The organism is Robertkochia marina (assembly GCF_004799345.1).
GTDB classification, from domain to species: Bacteria; Bacteroidota; Bacteroidia; order Flavobacteriales; family Flavobacteriaceae; genus Robertkochia; species Robertkochia marina.
Genome location: NZ_SSMC01000004.1, coordinates 15,575 through 35,166, shown reverse-complemented (window position 1 = coordinate 35,166; position 19,592 = coordinate 15,575). Strand labels below are relative to the sequence as shown.

Here is a 19,592-nt window from a genome sequence, read left to right as displayed (position 1 = left end):
TATCCCAAAAGCCAATTTTGGAAACGCTATTAATCCCCTCCTTTTTCAAGGAGGACTGAGCGTGTAAAAATGGTCCTGCGGACCATTTTAGCGAAAGGGCCAGCCGGCGCGCTGGGGAAAGGCCGGGGTGGTTTGCAAGTTATTCTACGCCTGAATTAACTATCACCATCCTTCCCGGAATTTGGAATTTAAAAGTAAATTTTTTTCTATATATTTAACATGCTGTCTATCAGGCGGTTGAGATCCCATTACCACCATCTACTTCCTTTTATGGCTTTAAAAAAATTGTTAATCGTCAACTTAAAATCTTTATGAAGAATTTCAGATCATTATTAATGGTGCTCACCCTTATGTGCTTTAGTGTAGGGGTATTTGCACAAGACAAACCCAATATCCTGGTAATTTGGGGAGATGATATAGGATGGTCGAACCTCAGCTGTTATGAACAGGGAGTTATGGCTTACCGAACCCCTAACATCGACCGGGTTGCCAACGAGGGAGCCCTGTTTACCGATCATTATGCTCAACCTTCATGTACAGCAGGAAGAGCAGCCTTTATTACAGGTCAGTATCCTATTCGTTCGGGAATGACTACCGTTGGGCAGCCGGGAGATGCCCTGGGCCTTAAGGCCGAATCGCCCAGTCTGGCAGAGGTTTTAAAGGCTGAAGGTTATGCCACCGGGCATTTTGGAAAGAACCACCTGGGTGACCGTAATGAACACCTTCCCACCGTTCACGGTTTCGATGAGTTCTTTGGAAACCTCTACCACCTGAATACCCAGGAAGAAGCCGAACAACGTGATTACCAGAATTTCGGGGAGGCCTATTCAGGTAACCTGGAAGAATACGAGAAAAAATTTGGTACACGCGGAGTGATCCACTCCTTTGCAACTAACGAAGTAGATAATTCTGAAGACCCGCGTTTTGGAAAAGTAGGGAAACAGCGTATCACCGATACCGGGCCATTAACCCAGGAACGAATGAAAGAGTTCGACCGGGAAGAAGTGATCCCGAAGGCGATCGATTTTATGAAAAACGCAAAAGATGATAATGAACCCTTCTTTGTCTGGTTGAATACTTCCAGAATGCACCTCTATACCCGTATTCACGAAGAATGGTTGAAAAAGGTTGAGAAATACACCAGCGAAGCCGATTATTACGGTGCAGGAATGCTGCAACACGACGATGATATAGGCTTCGTATTGGATTGGCTGGATGAAATGGGTCTGGCTGAAAATACCATTGTATTATATTCTACCGACAATGGTCCGGAGCACGCTTCCTGGCCACACGGTGGTACAACGCCTTTCAGAGGTGAAAAAATGACCACCTACGAAGGTGGGGTCAGAGTTCCTTGTATGGTTCGCTGGCCAGGTAAAATTCCGGCAGGAACAGCCTTGAATGGCATACAGGCCCACCAGGACCTTTTTACTACCCTTGCAGCCGCCGCAGGTGTTGACAATGTAGCCGAGAAGATGATGCAAGAGAAAAAACAATATATCGACGGTGTTAACAACCTGGATTACTGGATGGGAAAACAGGATCATTCTAACCGAAACCATATCTTCCATTATTATGAAAGTAAACTAACAGCGGTAAGAATGGGCCCCTGGAAGTTTCACTTCTCCACCAAAGAAGATTATTACGCCAATGTGATACCCAGAACGGTACCCCTGGTATTCAATATCCGGATGGACCCGTATGAAAGTTACGACAGTACTGATTCTTACGGACACCTGATGCAAAAGGTATCCTGGCTCATACAGCCCATGGGTGAGTTGATGGGCGCCCACCTGCAAACCCTGGCCAAATACCCCCCTGTTCAAGGAGGTAAATCGTTCGACATGTCCAATGTGGTCGAAGAGTTTATTAATAAAGCAAGACAGTAAAAAAAAATCCCGGAGGCAACTCCGGGATTTTCTTTGTTATACAGTTATGCGGTTATGCGGTTATGCGGTTATGCGGTTATGCGGTTATGCGGTTATGCGGTTATGCGGTTATGCGAGATTACAAAACATTCGTCTTCGCGAACCCTACTTTAGTAGTGTGTGGCAATCTGCCAATTCCACCGAATTTTAAATTTGAAAGTGATCGTCTTAAGAAGCTCACCTGCCAGCATCTATTAAAAATAGGTGGCATTCTGATAAAGGAGGCTAGAGGAATTTCCCCTACTCAGGCAAACGACTATCAATTAGAGGCGCTACTACATCTACAATCTATAATTCATCATCTATAATCGAGCCCCCCCGACTCCCGACTAACCACTAACCACTAACTTTCTTGTACCGATGCCCACACCCCTCGATGCATTGATAATAGATCTCCAAACGGTTGCCTTCTAAAACAAAGGGCAAGGTGGTCATCACTGCTAATTCTCCCTGGCAACCCGGCACATAGAGCTCACTAAGCTCTTCATTGTAGGAGGCCCGGGTTTCTTGCCCCGCTTCTTCTGAAAGTGTACAGAGATCTCCGTTACTGATAAGAGTACCATCGGCCAAAAATTCGATTATCTTATTGCTTTCTACCGATGCAAAATCGCCACTCCCATCTCCGGGGTCGTAGTAAACAGCCTCCAATCGCCAGGTTCCAACAAGTCCCGCGGAGGTGTCATCATCATTATCAGAACATCCTGATATTACAGGGAGAAGTAGTAAAAAAAATAAGGCTTGTTTTAATCTCATGTGCTTCTTTTAAATAACAAGTTACAACATCCATTAAAATAGTGGTTAAAAGACATGGAGGCCTTGAATTCAAAACTTACCCCATCTGACTTTCAAAATTCTAATAAATCATTGATTGTTAATATTTTTAACTAAATTTGAAGCTATTGAATTGATTTTCAATCGATTACCCCCCCCCTTTCTGTCATCTTCTAAGACCAACCTTTACTGTCATTTCTTCTGATTCAAAAGGTATTGCATTTGTTGTGGAAGATAATTTTTATAACTCCTTAATTAAGTAAAGAATGTTGAAGAATCTTAGTTTCAGCCTGCTTTTAGCCATTGCTTTTATCATTTCCCCCCTTTACCATGTCAACGCTCAAAACAACAAAAAACCAAATGTCCTGGTGATCTGGGGTGATGATATCGGCACCTGGAATGTCAGCCACAACAATCGTGGTATGATGGGGTATAAAACACCCAACATTGACCGGATCGCTAAAGAAGGGGTAGCTTTTACTGACTATTATGCTCAACAAAGTTGTACAGCCGGAAGGGCGGCATTTATCAGCGGGGCGGTTCCGGTACGATCAGGGATGACCAAAGTGGGACTTCCCGGAGCTGAGCAAGGATGGCAGGAGACAGACGTTACCATGGCCACGGTCATGAAAAGTCAGGGGTATGCCACCGGGCAATTTGGGAAAAATCACCAGGGTGACCTGGACACCCACCTACCAACCAACCACGGGTTTGATGAATTTCTTGGAAACCTTTACCACCTCAACGCCGAGGAAGAACCCGAAAATGAAGATTATCCGGGGGATATGATGTTGAAAAACGGGAAGACTTTTCGGGAAACCTACGGCCCCAGGGGTGTATTGCATACCTGGGCAGAAAATGGCAAACAACGTATAGAAGATACTGGGCCGTTAACAAAGAAGCGTATGGAGACCATCGATGATGAAACCGTGGCTGCTGCCAAAGAATTTATCAAAAAGAATCATGAGGCCGGCACTCCATGGTTTGTTTGGTGGAACGGAACCCGGATGCACTTCAGAACACACGTGAAAGAAGAACACCGCGGACTGAGTGGACAAGACGAATATTCTGACGGAATGGTAGAACACGACATGCACGTTGGGGAACTACTGGACCTTTTAGACGAACTCGGAATAACTGAGAACACCGTGGTGATGTACTCTACCGATAATGGTCCGCATTATAACACCTGGCCCGATGCGGGAACCACGCCCTTCAGAAGTGAAAAGAATTCCAATTGGGAAGGCGCCTATCGGGTACCTGCCTTTGTGAGATGGCCAGGTGTATACCCGGCAGGAGTAACCCTGAACGGAATAGTTGCCCATGAAGACTGGCTTCCTACATTTGCGGCTATTGCCGGTGCTCCTGATATCAAAGAAAAGATTATGAATGGTACGACGCTGAATGGTCGAAAGTATCGCAATTACATAGACGGCTATGACCTTAACCCTTATTTGAAAGGAGAAACGGATAAGAGTCCACGAAGTGAATTCTGGTATGTAAACGATGACGGGCAGATCGTAGCCGCTCGTTACGACGACTGGAAGGTGGTATTCATGGAAAACCGGGGTGAAAAATTCGGGGTATGGATAGAGCCGTTTGTAGAATTGAGAGTACCAAATGTATTCAACTTAAGAAGAGATCCGTTTGAAAAAGCACAGCACAATTCCAACACCTATTACGACTGGCTGCTGGATCGTGCGTTTGTTTTGGTACCTATTCAGCAAATGGCCGCAAAATTCCTAATGACAATGAAGGAATATCCGCCAAGCCAAACTCCGGGATCCTTTAATCTGAGCAGTATTGAAGAGAAACTGAAAGACAATTTAGGTAGTAATTAATTTCTTAAAATTATTTCAACAATCTCAAGGGTCAGGAGCATTATCAGCCTGGCCCTTTTCATTAAAACCGCCAACTATGAAGTCATATATTCTTAAAATCAATATCGGACACTGTCTTATCTTTTCGGTGCTGCTACTCTTTTCTTGCAAACAGGAAACCAACAGCAACTCTCCCATCCTAAGCCCGGCACAGGAGGCTGCCAATGCTGCCGATCCACTCCCCTCCTGGAATGAAGGAAACGCAAGAAACATCATTATGGATTTCGTAGAAGCTGCCACCACCGAAGGTGGCCCCGGTTTCATTCCTGAAGAAGACCGCATTGCCACCTTTGATAATGACGGTACCCTGTGGGCCGAGAAACCGGTATATTTCCAACTCCTTTTTGCCATTGACCGGGTAAAGACCATGGCACCTGATCATCCCGAATGGAAAACGGAAGAGCCCTACCGGGCCATTCTCGAAAATGATATGGAAAGCCTGAAAGACCAGGGGATGAAAGGCATTGCCACCCTGGTGATGACCACCCATGCCGGGATGAGTCCCGAGGAATTCCAAAAAATCGTTCAGGAATGGATGTCGGTTGCTCAGCACCCTGAAACCGGTAAACCCTTTGATCAGATGGTGTATCAACCCATGCTGGAACTTTTAAATTACCTGAGGGCCAATAAATTCAGGACATTTATTGTTTCCGGCGGGGGACTCGAATTTTTACGATCCTGGGCAGAGGTTACCTATAGCGTACCTCCTTATCAGGTGGTAGGTAGCAGCATAAAGACCGAATTCGTTCAGGAAAACGGAAGATATATGATCAAGCGACTCCCGGAGATCGAATTTATTGACGATAAGGAAGGGAAGCCTGTTGCCATTAACCGCTTCATTGGAAAAGTACCTACAATCGCAGTAGGAAATTCTGATGGAGACCTGCCGATGCTCCTGTATTCGGCCACCAAACAACCCAGTCTGCAGCTCTATGTGCATCATACCGACTCTATCAGAGAATGGGCCTATGACCGGAAATCTCATGTAGGGCAACTCGACAAAGGATTAGATACCGCCGCCGTGAGGCAATGGACGCTGATTGACATGGCGAATGACTGGAATCGGGTGTTTCCGGAGTAAGGGGATTATGGATTATGGATTATGGATTATGGATTATGGATTATGGATTATGGGTTATGGATTATGTGATTTGTAGAAAATAATCTATATTTATGATTGTAAATAATTCCTAATGAATCTAATAAAAGAAAAAAGTAATGCCTTCGCTCTTGAAATAGTTAACTGTTACAAAATTCTAACCCTTGAGAAAAAGGAATATGTGATGAGTAAACAAATGCTGAAGTCCGGAACAGCCATTGGTGCTTTATACCGAGAAGCCGAACATGCAGAATCGAAGGCAGATTTTATCCATAAAATGTCCATAGCACAAAAGGAGGCAAATGAAACTTTATATTGGCTGGACCTTTTAAACATTTCAGGTTTCCTGGACAATGACCAATATGAAACTCTTAAAAACGAGAATATATCTCTTAGAAAAATTATATCAAGTATAATTCTAACCACTAAATCAAGACGATAAACTACTCATTCATCATTCATCATTCATCATTAAACAAAAAAACCGGCCTCAGCCGGTTTTTTTGTTTACCATTTCATAATAACGCTTCCCCAGGTGAAGCCGCTACCAAAGGCGGCCAGCACCACGGTGTCGCCTTCTTTGATCTTACCTTCTTCCCAGGCTTCTGTGAGCGCGATCGGGATAGAGGCTGCGGTGGTATTTCCGTATTTCATAATATTATTGTGCACCTGATCATCAGAGAGTTTGAATTTTCCCTGGATGAACTGAGAAATTCTCAGGTTGGCCTGATGCGGGATGAGCATATCAATATCGGTAGGAGCCAGGTTATTGGCAGCCAGACCTTCCATGATCACCTCACTGAAACGAACAACGGCGTGTTTGAATACATACTGTCCGTTCATGTATGGGAAATAGGAATCATCATCGGCGTCGTTTTCCTCAATGATATCGGTTACCCATCGTTTCCCCATCCCAGGAGCGATCAGCGCCAGTTGCTCGGCATGTTCGCCTTCAGAATGTAGGTGGGTAGAAAGAATGCCACGACCTTCTTCTTCAGACCTGCTGATGATGGCGGCTCCTGCCCCATCGCCAAAGATCACCGACACTCCGCGACCACGGGTGGTCATATCGAGGCCGGGTGAATGGGTCTCTGAACCAATTACAAGGATATTCTTATACATCCCTGTTTTTACATATTGATCAGCCACAGAAACGGCATACACAAATCCTGAACACTGATTTCTTACATCCAATGCCCCAACGGTACGTTTTAATTTCAACTCTTTTTGAACCTGCACTCCCGGACCCGGGAAATAATAATCCGGGCTTAGGGTAGCAAATACGATAAAATCAATATCATCTTTATCGATGCCCGCTCGTTCTATAGCCGTTTGAGCGGCTTTAACGCCCATACTCATGGTTGTATTACCATCGCCTTTAACTACATGGCGTCGTTCTTTGATCCCGGTTCGCTCCTGAATCCATTCATCGTTGGTATCCATTACTTTCGACAAGTCGTCGTTGGTTACCACCTGGTCAGGAACGTAATAGCCCAGACCGGTTATACGTGAGGTGTACATATTTAGTGTGTTTTGTTGAATTTTTCTTAGAAGGGCAAATCTAAAAAATAAAAGTACATAAAAAAGTGCCCAAATCCTTACGGATTACTAAAAATACTCTCTTAAGGAAATTGTAAATAAAAGGATTGCCGTCTTAAAATTCTTATCTTCCGCAACCTGAAATATTAAACACTATTAACAAATCAAAATTTGCTTATGAGAACTTTTTTTATCGGTCTTTTTCTTTTGAGCTGCCTTGGGGTAAGCGCACAGGAAAATCTCGGGTATCAAAAACCCTCCAAGGAGATCCTGGAACTGGCAGATGCCACTCCCGCCCCCAGTGTACTACTTACTGAGGACAATGAAAATATGCTGTTACTGTACAGAGATAATTACAGCAGCATTGCTACCTTGTCTGAAAAAGAATTACGACTGGGTGGATTACGAATTAACCCGGTAACCAATATTGGAAGCCGCACGCGCTATACCAACCGGGTAAAGATGAAAGATCCGAAAGGAAATACCATCTATGAACCGGAAGGGCATCCGGAAAATGCACGATTCGCTAATTTTTCTTTCTCTCCTGATCAAAAATTCATAGCGATGACCAACACTACTTCCACAGGTGCTGAGCTTTGGATCCTGGACCTGGAGGCACGAAAAATGAACCAATTAACCGAGCCCGGGCTCAACGCCAATATGGGGGATGTGATCAACTGGATGGCAGACGGATCTGCAATGTTGATAAAAATGCTCCCTGAAGACAGACAGGAGCTCATAAACACAAGCAATAGTGTACCTACAGGCCCTACCATCTCTACCAATGATGGAAAAAAAGCCCAAAACCGTACCTACCAGGATCTGCTAAAAAATCCGAACGATGAATTTAATTTTGAGCAGCTGGCACGAGCTGACATCTACAAAGTATCCCTGAACGGGGAAAAAGAACTTTGGAAAGAAGCTGCCATGTACGACAATATCTCTGTATCTCCTAACGGTGAATACGTGTTGATCTCAGAGATCAAAAAACCCTTCTCCTATATTGTACCCTATTACAGGTTTCCGGTAACCACTACGGTTTATGACAAAACCGGGAATATGGTCAATACCGTTGCAGAGATGCCATTAAGAGAAGACATCCCTAAAGGTTTTGAAGCTACCTATACCGGGAAACGCAATATTAACTGGAGGGCAGACCGTGCAGCCACCCTGTATTTTGTAGAAGCCCTAGACGGAGGCGACCCATCTAAAGATGTAGAGTACCGCGATGAGCTATTACAGTTGGAGGCTCCCTTTAATGGGCAGGCCCAATCCCTGTTAAAAGTAAAGAACAGGTTTTCAGGAGTTGTATGGGGTAACGAAAAAACGGCAATGGCTTATGACCGTTGGTTCGACAACAGAAATACAAAAACCTACCTCTTTAACCCGTCAAAATCAGGTGATGTAAAGATCATTGCAGATCGTAATTATCAGGACAATTACAGTGACCCGGGAGATCCGGTTACTGCCAGAAACGAGTTCGGACGCGAAGTTCTTTACCTGGAGAAAGGTAAATATGCCTATATGATGGGAGAAGGGTTTACCCCTGAAGGTCAGTTCCCCTTTGTTGAAAGAGTCAACCTGAGCAGTTTGAAAAAAGACCGGGTATACACCTCAAAACTGGAGGATAAAAAAGAAACCCTGATCGATCTAAAACCGGGGCAAGATGAGCTGCTGGTTCGTATTGAATCTAAAAGTGATTATCCAAACTATTACCTGAGGTCTCTTAAAAGAAGAATGGCTCCAAGGGCCTTAACCAATTTTGAAAATCCTTATAAAAGCCTTGCCAATATTCACAAAGAGGTGATCACCTATAAACGTGAAGACGGCCTCGACCTCAGCGGTACACTCTACCTGCCGGCAGGGTACGATATGAACAGTGGTGAAAAGCTGCCCATGATCTTATGGGCCTACCCAAGGGAATATAAAGACAAAAAATCGGCCGGTCAGAACACCCAAAATCCGAACGAATTCACCTTCCCCGGTTATGGATCCCCCATTTTCTGGGTAACTAAAGGCTATGCAGTTCTTGATGATGCTGCCTTTCCTATTATCGGAGAAGGAGATAAAGAGCCTAACGACAGTTTCAGAAAACAGCTGGTGGCCAATGCCAAGGCTGCTATTGATGCCCTGGATGAGAAAGGGTATATAGATCGCGATCGCGTTGCTGTAGGCGGACATAGTTACGGGGCTTTTATGGTAGCCAACCTCTTGTCTCATTCTGACCTTTTTGCGGCCGGTATTGCCAGAAGCGGTGCCTATAACCGTACCCTTACCCCATTCGGATTTCAGCGGGAACAGCGTTCGTATTGGGATGCACCCGAGGTGTATTATACCATGTCGCCATTTATGCATGCCGATAAGATGAAGACCCCTCTCCTGCTTATTCACGGAGAGGCCGATAACAACAGTGGTACCTACCCTATGCAAAGTGAGCGTTATTTCAATGCCCTTAAAGGTCTGGGTGCAACAGTTCGATTGGTAATGCTGCCCAAAGAAAGTCATGGCTACAGAGCCAAGGAAAGCATTATGCATATGCTTTGGGAGCAGGATCAATGGCTGGAGAAATATGTCAAAAACCATTCTGAAGAAGAAGACGATTCTGCTTCTTACTAATAGAATAGGTTCTTAATAATAAAGGGAGTTTTCCAAATGGAAAACTCCCTTTTTGTTCGGGGGAACATCGAATTCAACCCATTCACAAATATTTTAAATAGTTATTTACTTTCACCCGGGCTTTGAGGTCATGAAGCAAATTGTACAATCCGAAAAAGGTTCTGTTCATATACAGAAAGTGCTTAGACCCCCTGTTTCCATTCATTTTTCTGATCTGAGGATCATTCGAATATCTGTCGCTCAGGTCGGCAATGCTGTTCCAAAACGTATCATCAGAAAAATCAAATTCTTCGGCATTGAAGGGAGAGGTAAAAATGGCCAGCATTTCCTTAAAAAGCGCCTTAAAGAATTCCAGCTCTTGCTCTGAATCGGTATCTGTAAGAATCTCGAGTTCATACAACTTGGCATTAAAGACATCTTCATTTTCAAAACTCTCTTTTTTCGCTAATTCAAAGTAAGGCACATAGAATTCTTCAGGCACTTCCTTGATGCATCCAAAATCGATCGCGATCAGTTCTTCCTTATCGTTTACCAGGAAATTACCCGGATGCGGATCTGCATGCACTTTTCTCAGTCCGTGCATCTGGAACATATAAAAATCCCAAAGGGCCTGCCCCAGCTTATCGCCCGTTTCCCTGCTGAATTCTTTTGCTGTAAATTCACTGAGATGGGTACCATGCATCCAATCCATGGTAATAATACGCTCACTGGAAAGTTCTTTATAATATTTCGGAAAGCTCATGCCTTCTATCTTCGCACAGGCCTCCGTAATATCTTCACTTTGGGCTACCTCCAGGATATAATTGGTCTCCTCCAGCAGTTTATCTTCTACCTCCTTAAAATACTTATCCGAGTCCTTTCCTTGCAGGTTAAACATCTTTATGGCGAAAGGTTTTACCAGGGCCAGATCACTCTTAACACTATCGGCAACTCCGGGATACTGTATTTTTACTGCAAGCTCCTTGCCTTCAATAGTAGCCTTATGCACCTGCCCAATACTGGCAGCATTGATGGAGTCACGACTAAAACTGTCGAAGATCTCCTCAGGATATTTACCCTGGTACCTCTTAAACGTACGTCTCACCAAGGGTGCAGAGAGTGGAGGAACCGAAAATTGCGCCAGTGAAAATTTTTCAACATAAGCTCTGGGAAGCAGATTCTTCTCCATACTCAGCATCTGAGCCACCTTGAGAGCGCTCCCTTTCAAGGACTTCAAGCCGTCATAAATATCAGCGGCATTTTCTTCATTGAGCTTCTCTCTGGTCAATTCAGGATTAACCAGTTTTCCGGCATAATACTTCAGGTAATTACTCCCTACCCGGGCTCCGGTTGACACCAGCTTACCGGCGCGCTCTATTTTCCCGGTGGGAATATGATCTAAGGTCTTCATAATTATCGCTCTTCATTACCGGGCCATACGCTCCTGCCATAGGAACTTACCCAGATCCAATACTTTTTCTATAGGGGTGGTTTCAAACAGATCAAACACCGTATTTACCGACTTTTCAATAAATACATCTGTTTTCTCGAAACCGGCTGACTCATCTTCCAGCCAGAACTTTACAATCAGTAACAATTGTAACCAGGCGCCTTCTGAAAATACTTCCGGTGAACGTTTACTTACTCTGAGCTTCTTATCTTCATTCGCCTCTTCAATGAGCCCCTTAGCAAAGGTTTTAATTCTGCTTCGCAAGCCTTTTAGCTGTGACATATCCTTTAATCCGGCCTGACCTTCATCGGTGACGAATAAGACATAACTCCGGTTCAGATTCAATAACTCTACAAAGGTGTAGTAAAAGCTCAATAATTTTTCCCTGTTGCCGTAGTTCGCGAAAGCGCTGTCTTTTTCCAGCATACCCATGGCGTTATCATAGAACCCATTCCAAACCCCTTTTTCGAGAGCGTTGATCGAGGCATAATACTGGTAAAAATCACCCTCGTTTATACCGAGCTCCTTACAAAACTGATATACCGACTCGGGTTTTTGATTGTGTTCAAGCACCCAATTCATGTAAAAGCTTAAAATATCTTGAGCAGATGTATTTTTTTTTGTGTTTGCTTTCTTTGCTGTCATAGTGTTGACTTTTAACCAAATGTAATACTTGTTTATCTTTTATCCTAAAACTTTAAACAACATTAACACCCTAAAATAGAAAACGCGCCTCTAGCAAAGCGCGTTCTCCAAACAACCTAACCAATAAATAAACAAACCAATTACAGGAATAATGTCACATTTATGTTTTCATAGCAATGTTTCCCATAATGACAATGTAAAAGTAATTCATGTTTAACTTATATGCAAATGTATTAAACATTTTTTATTGTTAAATATTTCACAACGTCTTTAACTCCTTTCTTAGAGGGGTTTTAATAAAGTTAAAAAATGGAGGCTCCCCGCCCTGGTCAGGGAGGGGTGGATCGAGACAAGGTCTCGAGTCGGGGTGGGTTGTCAGGATAAGCCATCTGGCTAACACCCCCTTCCACTCTCGCTTGCAGCGGCGCATCCCCTGCGCTATCAGGCACCTTCGCTAAAAATGTCCAGTGGACATTTTTATCTACGCTCGGTCCTCCTTTGCTTCTTTGCTTCTTTGCTCCTTCGCAATAAGGAAACCCTACTTTATAGGGAATACTGCTTTCAAATATCTTACAGTGACATGTTGTCATATGTTTTACTTCTGGTATTTTTTTTGGAAACACTCAGGCAATTGAACTTTAAAAATTACAACTATGACTACCGGAAATATTAATGTATCTGTTGAAAATATTTTCCCGCTGATCAAAAAGTTTCTCTACAGTGACCATGAGATCTTTTTAAGAGAGCTGATCTCGAATGCCACTGACGCCACCTTGAAGCTAAAGCACCTTACCAATATAGGCGAGGCTAAAGGAGTAACCTATGGCAACCCGGTCATCGAGGTAAAAATAGATAAGGAAGGCAAAAAACTGCATATTCTTGACCAGGGAGTGGGAATGACTGCCGAAGAGGTGAAGAAATATATCAATGAGGTTGCCTTTTCAGGTGCAGAGGAGTTTCTGGAAAAATATAAGGATTCTGCCAAAGAAAGCGGCATTATCGGTCATTTCGGATTAGGGTTCTACTCTGCTTTTATGGTAGCCAACAAGGTAGAGATCATCACTAAGTCGTATAAAGAAGAACCTGCGGCACACTGGAGCTGTGATGGTTCGCCTAAATATACCCTGGAGGAAAGTGACCGCACCGAGAGAGGAACGGAGATCATTCTTCATATCAACGCCGATTCTGAAGAATTTCTTGAAGAGTCAAGGATCAATGAACTGCTGGTAAAGTACAATAAGTTTATGCCTGTGCCGATCAAATTCGGAACCAGGGAAGAAACTGTTGCTGAAGAAGGGTCTGAGCAGGAAGGCGAAGAGAAAAAGGAGAAAACCATTACCGTAGATAATATTGTAAACAATCCGGAACCGGCATGGACCAAGCAGCCTGCAGACCTCCAGGAGGAAGATTACAAGAATTTCTATCGGGAATTGTATCCTATGCAATTCGAAGAACCCCTGTTTCATATCCACCTGAATGTAGATTATCCGTTTAATCTTACCGGAATATTATACTTCCCTAAGCTTACGAACGATCTGAATATTCAGAAAGACAAGATACAGCTGTACCAGAACCAGGTATTCGTAACCGACAATGTAGAAGGGATTGTACCTGAATTCCTGACCATGCTGAGAGGGGTGATCGATTCTCCTGATATTCCGCTGAACGTTTCAAGATCATACCTGCAAGCCGATGGCAATGTGAAGAAGATCTCCAGCTATATAACACGTAAGGTGGCCGATAAACTGAAAAGCCTCTTTAATGAGAACAGGGAAGATTTTGAGAAAAAATGGAACGACATTAAGGTGGTTATTGAATACGGTATGCTTTCAGAAGAAAAGTTCTTTGAGAAAGCCGATAAATTTGCCCTCTACCCTACTGTTGACGGCAGTTATTTCACTTTTGAAGAGCTGCAGGAGAAGATCAAAGAGAAGCAAACCGACAAAGACAATAAGCTTGTTATTCTTTACGCATCTGATAAGGAGACTCAACACCCCTATATTGCAGAGGCCAAAGATCGCGGTTATGAGGTACTGCTTTTAGACTCTCCTATTGTATCGCACCTGATGCAAAAATTAGAGACGACAAAAGAGAATATCAGTTTTGCAAGGGTAGATGCCGATTCTTTAGATAACCTCATCAAGAAGGATGAAGAGCAGATCTCTAAACTAAGTGAAGAGGAGAAAACTACCCTGAAAGAACAGTTGGAAAAGGTAATTCCTCAGGAAAAATTCACAGTACAGCTGGAAGCTTTAGACAGTAACGCTTCTCCCTTTGTGATCACCCAACCGGAGTTCATGCGAAGAATGAAAGAAATGAGTGCTACCGGAGGAGGAGGCATGTTTGGAATGGGCAATATGCCTGAAATCTACAACCTGGTAGTGAATACCAATCACGACCTGGTAAATAAGATCCTGACCACTAAGACCGATGCCAAGAAAGAGCGACTTATAAAACAATCGCTTGACCTGGCCCGACTGTCTCAAGGTCTTTTAAAAGGAGAAGAACTTACCAACTTTGTTAAAAGAAGTTATGACCTTATAAAATGATCTGAACGATCTCTCTGTGAAAAGCCGCTTCCGACCGAAGCGGCTTTTTTTGTAATTTAATGTCTGATCTCCGTCTAAAAGACAAAACCAACCACAATGAAAGCTTACATTTTTCATCTATTACCTTTTGTTATGCTCCTGATCTCCTGCAACGAAAACGCAAAGGAAAACAACAAAAAGGTCATGGACCAACTTCAAAAGGTCGCTACAAAAAAATCTGATATTCATCCTTTTACGGAGCCCATGAACGAGGGGCACCAAACCGAAGAGTTTCTTAAACAGCAGGTTTTTCAATTTGATATCGACCTGAATTTTGGAGGAAACGACCGTCTTGATGGTACGCTTTACACTAACACCAACTCTTCAGGAATCCGGATCGACAAAGTAGATGGCTCCTCATTGGTTTTTGATGGAAAACAGGTCTATCTCACTCCTGCAGACGCCAATGACAAGGGGGCTCGTTTTGACATGTTTACCTGGCAATATTTCTTTGCCCTGCCTTACAAGCTCAATGATCCGGGCACCCAATGGGAAGACCTGGAAACCTTAAAACTAAGTGACTCTCTGGAGCTGCCAGCCGGTAGGCTCAGTTTTAAATCAGGTACAGGAGATGCTCCTGACGATTGGTATGTGGTATACTACGATCCCGAAAACGGTCTTATACACACAGCAGGTTATATTGTAACCTTTGGCGGCAAAGATCCGGAAGAGGCCGAGGCCAATGCCCATGCCATTTGCTACCATGATTATCAGGATGTGGAAGGTATTCCTGTGGCAACCCGATGGACCTTTCACAATTGGAATAAGGAGTCAGGCCTGGGAGAACAACTCGGAGAAGCAAAATTGAAGAACCTTAAATTCAGTACGCTTCACGACTCGATTTTCTCAAAACCGAAAAACGCAAAAGCGATCAATATGTAGCAGATTTACAAGGAGTTGGATAGGGATTTTTGTAACTTTATTCCATGAAAACCTTGTTTCAAAAACTCAAGTTGGAAAAACAGGATGCCATCCTGGTGATCAATGAACCCGAAGGCTTCAGTGAAGAACTTGCTGCTTTGGTAGATATTGAGATCTATGAGTCGGTGATACAGATCAGTAAGATCGAATTTGCCCTGATCTTCGTAACCACCATAGAAGAGTTGGAGAACCAATTACAAACCGTACTTCATAAGCTCAAAGAAGATGCTGTGCTATGGATCGCCCACCCACGCAAACGCTCTGAGCGACTTTACACCGATATTACCGATGAATACGGCTGGACCCCCTTAAACCGCAATTGTTTTGAGGCTGTCAAAAAATTAAAGGTCAATGACGATTGGGAAGCCGTAAGGTTTCGAAAGCTGGAATATCTAAAGAGCGAAAAAAATACCGTTAAATAATAATTCCGTGACTCCCTGAGGCTATCCCCACCCTGTAAACTATACTTATGAATCCATGGCACCTTTACCTTATGGCCCTGCTCTACATCTCTGCAGGCATCATGCACTTTCTGAAAAGTAAATGGTATATCCCTATTATACCTCCACGATTTCCTCATAAATTACTTCTGGTCTACCTGACCGGAGTTCTGGAATGCTATCTGGGCATACTTCTTCTTTTACCCTCCTGGAAACCTATGGCCATAACCGGCATCATTCTCATGTTGATCCTTTTCCTCCCGGTTCATATCTATATGTTGTATGATCAGAAATTCCGTAAGATCTTTCCAAGATGGCTGTTATGGCTCCGCATACCGTTGCAGCTAGTGCTCATGTATTGGGCCTATTCCTATTATTAACAGGCTCTACCCCCAATAAAAAAAGGAGGGCCGATGCCCTCCTTTTTTTTTATTTTAGATGTTCTTTCTATTTAGTATTTCTCTACCTTTTTAATGAACTGGTTCTCACAGTCCTTAATGATAATGGTATAAATACCATCAGAAACATCTGAAAAATCAAATTGTTTTCCAATAGTGTTCTCACCTTTGATCACCTCGGTAAATAGCACTCTGTTCCGTTTATCCAGGATCTGTACATGAACCGGGTTGCGATCAAGGTTAAGCAGATTCATACTTACCTGATTACCGGCATACCTGAAATATGGTGCTCCGGCACGGTTTTCTTCGGCCTCCTTACTATTCTTTTTCTCTTTATCATTTACAGGATTTACAGATTCAAAAGAAGAGGTACTATTGGAGATCTCTTTAGCACTTAAGGTAGCGGTTCCTGTTAATACCATTAACAAAAGGGCTGCACTGATTTTGATTGTCTTTTTCATCATTGTGTGTTTTAAAGGTTAAACTTTATGAACACTCCAAAACTACCATGCATCAGTGCCATTCACTACGGCCATGTTTTCCGATATATATCCTATTTTAACCTCAAACGTTTTCTTAGAACTGTACCAGGTTAAAATAGAACATTTTTTGGGTAATTCTGATTATCTTTGTGCAGATAGGCAGTTGTATTTTTAATAGAAAACATGAAGTATGAGTCTAATAAAACCTGCACGGGAACATATAAACCCTTCCTTCGGTAGTTCTTTTACCCTGGTCAAGTTTGATAAGAATAAGAGTCACAATACCTATTATTGGCATTACCATCCGGAGATCGAATTGGTATATGTGAACGGAGGGTCGGGAAAAAGGCAGATAGGGAGCCATATTTCACATTTCACACATGGCGACCTCATTCTTATTGGCTCTAATCTGCCGCATTGTGGTTTCACCGACAAGTTCACTGGTAATAAAAGTGAGATCGTGATCCAGTTTCAACCGGAATTTATTGAAAGTCTCACGGCAAACAAGCCGGAAATGCAACAGATTCGCATGCTGATAGAACGCAGTAAATCAGGACTGGCCTTTACCGGAAAAACCAAGACCCGAATAGGGGCTCGAATTCAAAAACTTGTTGATCTGGAGGGGTTTGATCGATTCCTGGGTTTACTTTCTATTCTGAATGATCTTCAGCTTTCTGAAGAATACCAGCTGCTGAATGCCTCCGGGTACTCAATGCAGGCCAATCTGGAAGATAACGAGCGTATCAATCGTATTTTTAATCATGTTAAGACCCATTTTCAGGAAGCCATTGTGCTGGAAGATATGGCAGGAATGGCAGGAATGACCACCCCTTCCTTTTGCAGGTATTTCAAGAAGGTATCCGGAAAGACCTTTACTTCTTTTGTCAACGAATACAGATTGGTACACGCCTCCAAACTGCTTTCAGAGAATTCCATGAGCATCACCGAGATCGCCTTTGAAAGTGGTTTCAACAATTTCTCGTATTTCAACAAAAGCTTTAAAAAATTTACCGGTAAAACACCCTCAGAATATCGCAATACCCTAAAACAAGTCATCTCTGCTGAATGACCCTGCCCACGCCTCCATATCAGCTTGACATGCCTGATGCCGAAGTTTGGTATTATCCCCGCTTTTTTTCAACCGAAGCATCAAAGGCATATTACCTGGAGTTATTACAACATATTCCATGGAAGGCCGATAAGGTACGTATGTTTGGCAAGTGGATCGATCAGCCCAGGTTGACTGCGCTTCACGCCATTAATTCTAATCCCTATACCTATTCCGGACTTACCCTATATCCGGAACCTTTTACCCCTGCCTTGCAGCAGATCCATTCAAAACTACAGGAAGAGCTTAAAGAGTCCTTTAGCAGTTGCTTGTTGAACCTATACAGGAACGGCAATGATTCTAACGGATGGCATGCCGACGACGAAAAAGAATTGGGTAAAAACCCCAGCATTGCTTCCATAAGTTTCGGACAAGACCGGATATTTCATTTTCGTCATAAAACAGACCGCCACCTAAAAAAAAGGATCGTTCTGGAAGATGGCAGTTTATTGTTGATGAAAGGAACCACTCAGCATCATTGGCAGCACCAACTCCCGAAAAGTAAAAAACCAATGCAACCGCGAATTAATCTGACTTTCAGGAATATCCTGTAAGCACAAAAAAGGGATCAGCTTCCTGATCCCTTAAAACACTAACCAACCAATAAAATAAATAATCAATTATGAAAAAACCTCTTAACCTTCGTGAGGCTACTATTGTAACCCCTTGATTTTCAACAGTGCAAAAATACAACCTCTTGGAAGGTCCGCACTTGTATAAAAACAGCATAAATCTTCTATTTTACACAGATAACTAATTGATTATCATGATCATATAGTCGATCTGTTTTTATAAGGAGAAACCCCGTATTGTCAGTTCGAGCTTGCCTGTCGGCAAACAGGCCTGCCTTCGGCAGACAGGTGCCACGCCTAAGGCGTGGTGTATCGAGAACAATTCAGAATTATCAGCCTCTCGATACGATCCTTCGGAGCAGGATCACTCGAGGTGACGCCTGTGATTGAATCTGGAAGAATCTTACGTAACTAATTATATCTCTACGCTTTACCACTGATGGAATAAACGAAGCGCTGCTTCTTATAGATAGCTCCGCGAAGTCTGTGACTTCGTGGAACTAATGTTCTGGTCTCCTGACCAGGATCAATCCTATATTACAGGTCTTGAGACCTGACTTAAAGAGTAGCCAATTCCAGGTGTATATAATACTCCGAAGTCACAGACTTCGGAGAGCAGAAGGTACATCATTACCCTTCAGAAGAAATCCAACTGAAGCAGACTAACGAAAAAATATCTATAAAAAAAGGAGCTGCAGTGCAGCTCCTTTATCATCAACCAACCAACTTAAAAAATCAATTATGAAAACTTGTAACCACCCTTCGTGGAGTGGTAAATAATTTTGGTAAAGATCTACCAACACTCTCATTATGAACGGTGCAAAAATACGTTATAAGCGTTCATTTATACCGGTAAAAAACAAGCATAAAATAGTCATTACCAGATGTTTAAGAGTTGTTTGAGTATTTTTTAAAAACAACAAAGGCCATACATTATATGACCTTTTTGAATAACTCACTTAAAATATAAACAATCAAAACCATGTTTGTTTCACTTCTTAAAGAAGTTTCGTAAACCCATTCTTAAACAGAATACTGTTTACGGTAAAACACAATCTTTACTTTAAAGGCTTATGAAGCTACGGCTGGCTGCCGGTAGTTCTGTGCATTTTGGATAGGAAAAAGGCCGCTTGTAATTCAACGGCCTTATTCTTTTTCCATCAATAGCATGGTCCG

Annotated in this window: 16 protein-coding genes; 11 read left to right on the top strand and 5 right to left on the bottom strand. The window is 43.0% G+C overall.

Going from position 1 to position 19,592, the window contains the following annotated elements; all coding sequences use genetic code 11:
• Positions 1–311: 311 nt before the first annotated feature.
• Positions 312–1,889, top strand: coding sequence for an arylsulfatase (locus E7Z59_RS13865; protein ID WP_199287170.1), 1,578 nt, complete (start codon positions 312–314; stop codon positions 1,887–1,889).
• A 375-nt stretch (positions 1,890–2,264) separates the two neighbouring features.
• On the opposite strand, the gene E7Z59_RS13860 is transcribed toward E7Z59_RS13865, so the two are convergent.
• Positions 2,265–2,681, bottom strand: a complete 417-nt coding sequence (locus E7Z59_RS13860; protein ID WP_136336959.1) for a hypothetical protein — start codon at positions 2,679–2,681, stop codon at positions 2,265–2,267.
• 284 nt (positions 2,682–2,965) lie between these two features.
• On the opposite strand from E7Z59_RS13860, the gene E7Z59_RS13855 reads away from it, so the two are divergent.
• The 3 genes from E7Z59_RS13855 (at position 2,966) to E7Z59_RS13845 (ending at position 6,120) form a co-directional block, all read left to right on the top strand.
• On the top strand, positions 2,966–4,540 hold the full coding sequence (locus tag E7Z59_RS13855; RefSeq protein WP_136336958.1) for an arylsulfatase: 1,575 nt from the start codon (positions 2,966–2,968) through the stop codon (positions 4,538–4,540).
• 76 nt (positions 4,541–4,616) lie between these two features.
• On the top strand, positions 4,617–5,660 hold the full coding sequence (locus tag E7Z59_RS13850) for an HAD family hydrolase (protein ID WP_136336957.1): 1,044 nt from the start codon (positions 4,617–4,619) through the stop codon (positions 5,658–5,660).
• Positions 5,661–5,772: 112 nt separating this feature from the next.
• Positions 5,773–6,120: a four helix bundle protein gene (locus E7Z59_RS13845; RefSeq protein ID WP_136336956.1), complete on the top strand. Its 348-nt coding sequence runs from the start codon at positions 5,773–5,775 to the stop codon at positions 6,118–6,120.
• Between the two features lie 65 nt (positions 6,121–6,185).
• Here E7Z59_RS13845 and E7Z59_RS13840 read toward each other — a convergent pair whose 3' ends face one another.
• On the bottom strand, positions 6,186–7,199 hold the full coding sequence (locus tag E7Z59_RS13840; protein WP_136336955.1) for a 3-oxoacyl-ACP synthase III family protein: 1,014 nt from the start codon (positions 7,197–7,199) through the stop codon (positions 6,186–6,188).
• Between the two features lie 195 nt (positions 7,200–7,394).
• Here E7Z59_RS13840 and E7Z59_RS13835 point away from each other — a divergent pair, with 195 nt between their 5' ends.
• Complete coding sequence (locus tag E7Z59_RS13835; RefSeq protein WP_136336954.1) at positions 7,395–9,833, top strand: S9 family peptidase; 2,439 nt, start codon at positions 7,395–7,397, stop codon at positions 9,831–9,833.
• A gap of 82 nt (positions 9,834–9,915) precedes the next feature.
• Here E7Z59_RS13835 and E7Z59_RS13830 read toward each other — a convergent pair whose 3' ends face one another.
• Together E7Z59_RS13830 and E7Z59_RS13825 are read right to left on the bottom strand one after the other, a co-directional pair.
• Positions 9,916–11,223 carry an ABC1 kinase family protein gene (locus tag E7Z59_RS13830; RefSeq protein WP_136336953.1) on the bottom strand — a complete coding sequence of 436 codons (1,308 nt, stop codon included), beginning with the start codon at positions 11,221–11,223 and terminating at the stop codon, positions 9,916–9,918.
• A 15-nt stretch (positions 11,224–11,238) separates the two neighbouring features.
• Positions 11,239–11,907 carry a TetR family transcriptional regulator C-terminal domain-containing protein gene (locus tag E7Z59_RS13825; RefSeq protein ID WP_136336952.1) on the bottom strand — a complete coding sequence of 223 codons (669 nt, stop codon included), beginning with the start codon at positions 11,905–11,907 and terminating at the stop codon, positions 11,239–11,241.
• Between the two features lie 653 nt (positions 11,908–12,560).
• On the opposite strand from E7Z59_RS13825, the gene htpG reads away from it, so the two are divergent.
• The 4 genes from htpG to E7Z59_RS13805 all read left to right on the top strand — a co-directional run bounded on the left by htpG (position 12,561) and on the right by E7Z59_RS13805 (position 16,236).
• Positions 12,561–14,456 carry a molecular chaperone HtpG gene (gene htpG, locus E7Z59_RS13820; protein ID WP_136336951.1) on the top strand — a complete coding sequence of 632 codons (1,896 nt, stop codon included), beginning with the start codon at positions 12,561–12,563 and terminating at the stop codon, positions 14,454–14,456.
• Between the two features lie 96 nt (positions 14,457–14,552).
• Positions 14,553–15,377, top strand: coding sequence for a hypothetical protein (locus tag E7Z59_RS13815; RefSeq protein WP_136336950.1), 825 nt, complete (start codon positions 14,553–14,555; stop codon positions 15,375–15,377).
• A gap of 44 nt (positions 15,378–15,421) precedes the next feature.
• On the top strand, positions 15,422–15,838 hold the full coding sequence (locus E7Z59_RS13810) for a hypothetical protein (protein WP_136336949.1): 417 nt from the start codon (positions 15,422–15,424) through the stop codon (positions 15,836–15,838).
• A 47-nt stretch (positions 15,839–15,885) separates the two neighbouring features.
• Positions 15,886–16,236 (top strand): DoxX family protein, encoded by a 351-nt coding sequence (locus E7Z59_RS13805; protein WP_136336948.1) that lies wholly within the window; start codon positions 15,886–15,888, stop codon positions 16,234–16,236.
• Positions 16,237–16,307: 71 nt separating this feature from the next.
• Here the strand turns inward: E7Z59_RS13805 and E7Z59_RS13800 are convergent, their stop codons facing one another.
• Positions 16,308–16,715 carry a hypothetical protein gene (locus E7Z59_RS13800; RefSeq protein WP_211089741.1) on the bottom strand — a complete coding sequence of 136 codons (408 nt, stop codon included), beginning with the start codon at positions 16,713–16,715 and terminating at the stop codon, positions 16,308–16,310.
• A 211-nt stretch (positions 16,716–16,926) separates the two neighbouring features.
• Between E7Z59_RS13800 and E7Z59_RS13795 the strand changes: the two genes are divergently transcribed.
• Positions 16,927–17,805: an AraC family transcriptional regulator gene (locus E7Z59_RS13795; RefSeq protein WP_136336946.1), complete on the top strand. Its 879-nt coding sequence runs from the start codon at positions 16,927–16,929 to the stop codon at positions 17,803–17,805.
• Positions 17,802–18,398: an alpha-ketoglutarate-dependent dioxygenase AlkB family protein gene (locus E7Z59_RS13790; protein ID WP_136336945.1), complete on the top strand. Its 597-nt coding sequence runs from the start codon at positions 17,802–17,804 to the stop codon at positions 18,396–18,398. Before E7Z59_RS13795 ends, E7Z59_RS13790 begins: the two co-directional genes overlap by 4 nt.
• Positions 18,399–19,592 lie beyond the last annotated feature (1,194 nt).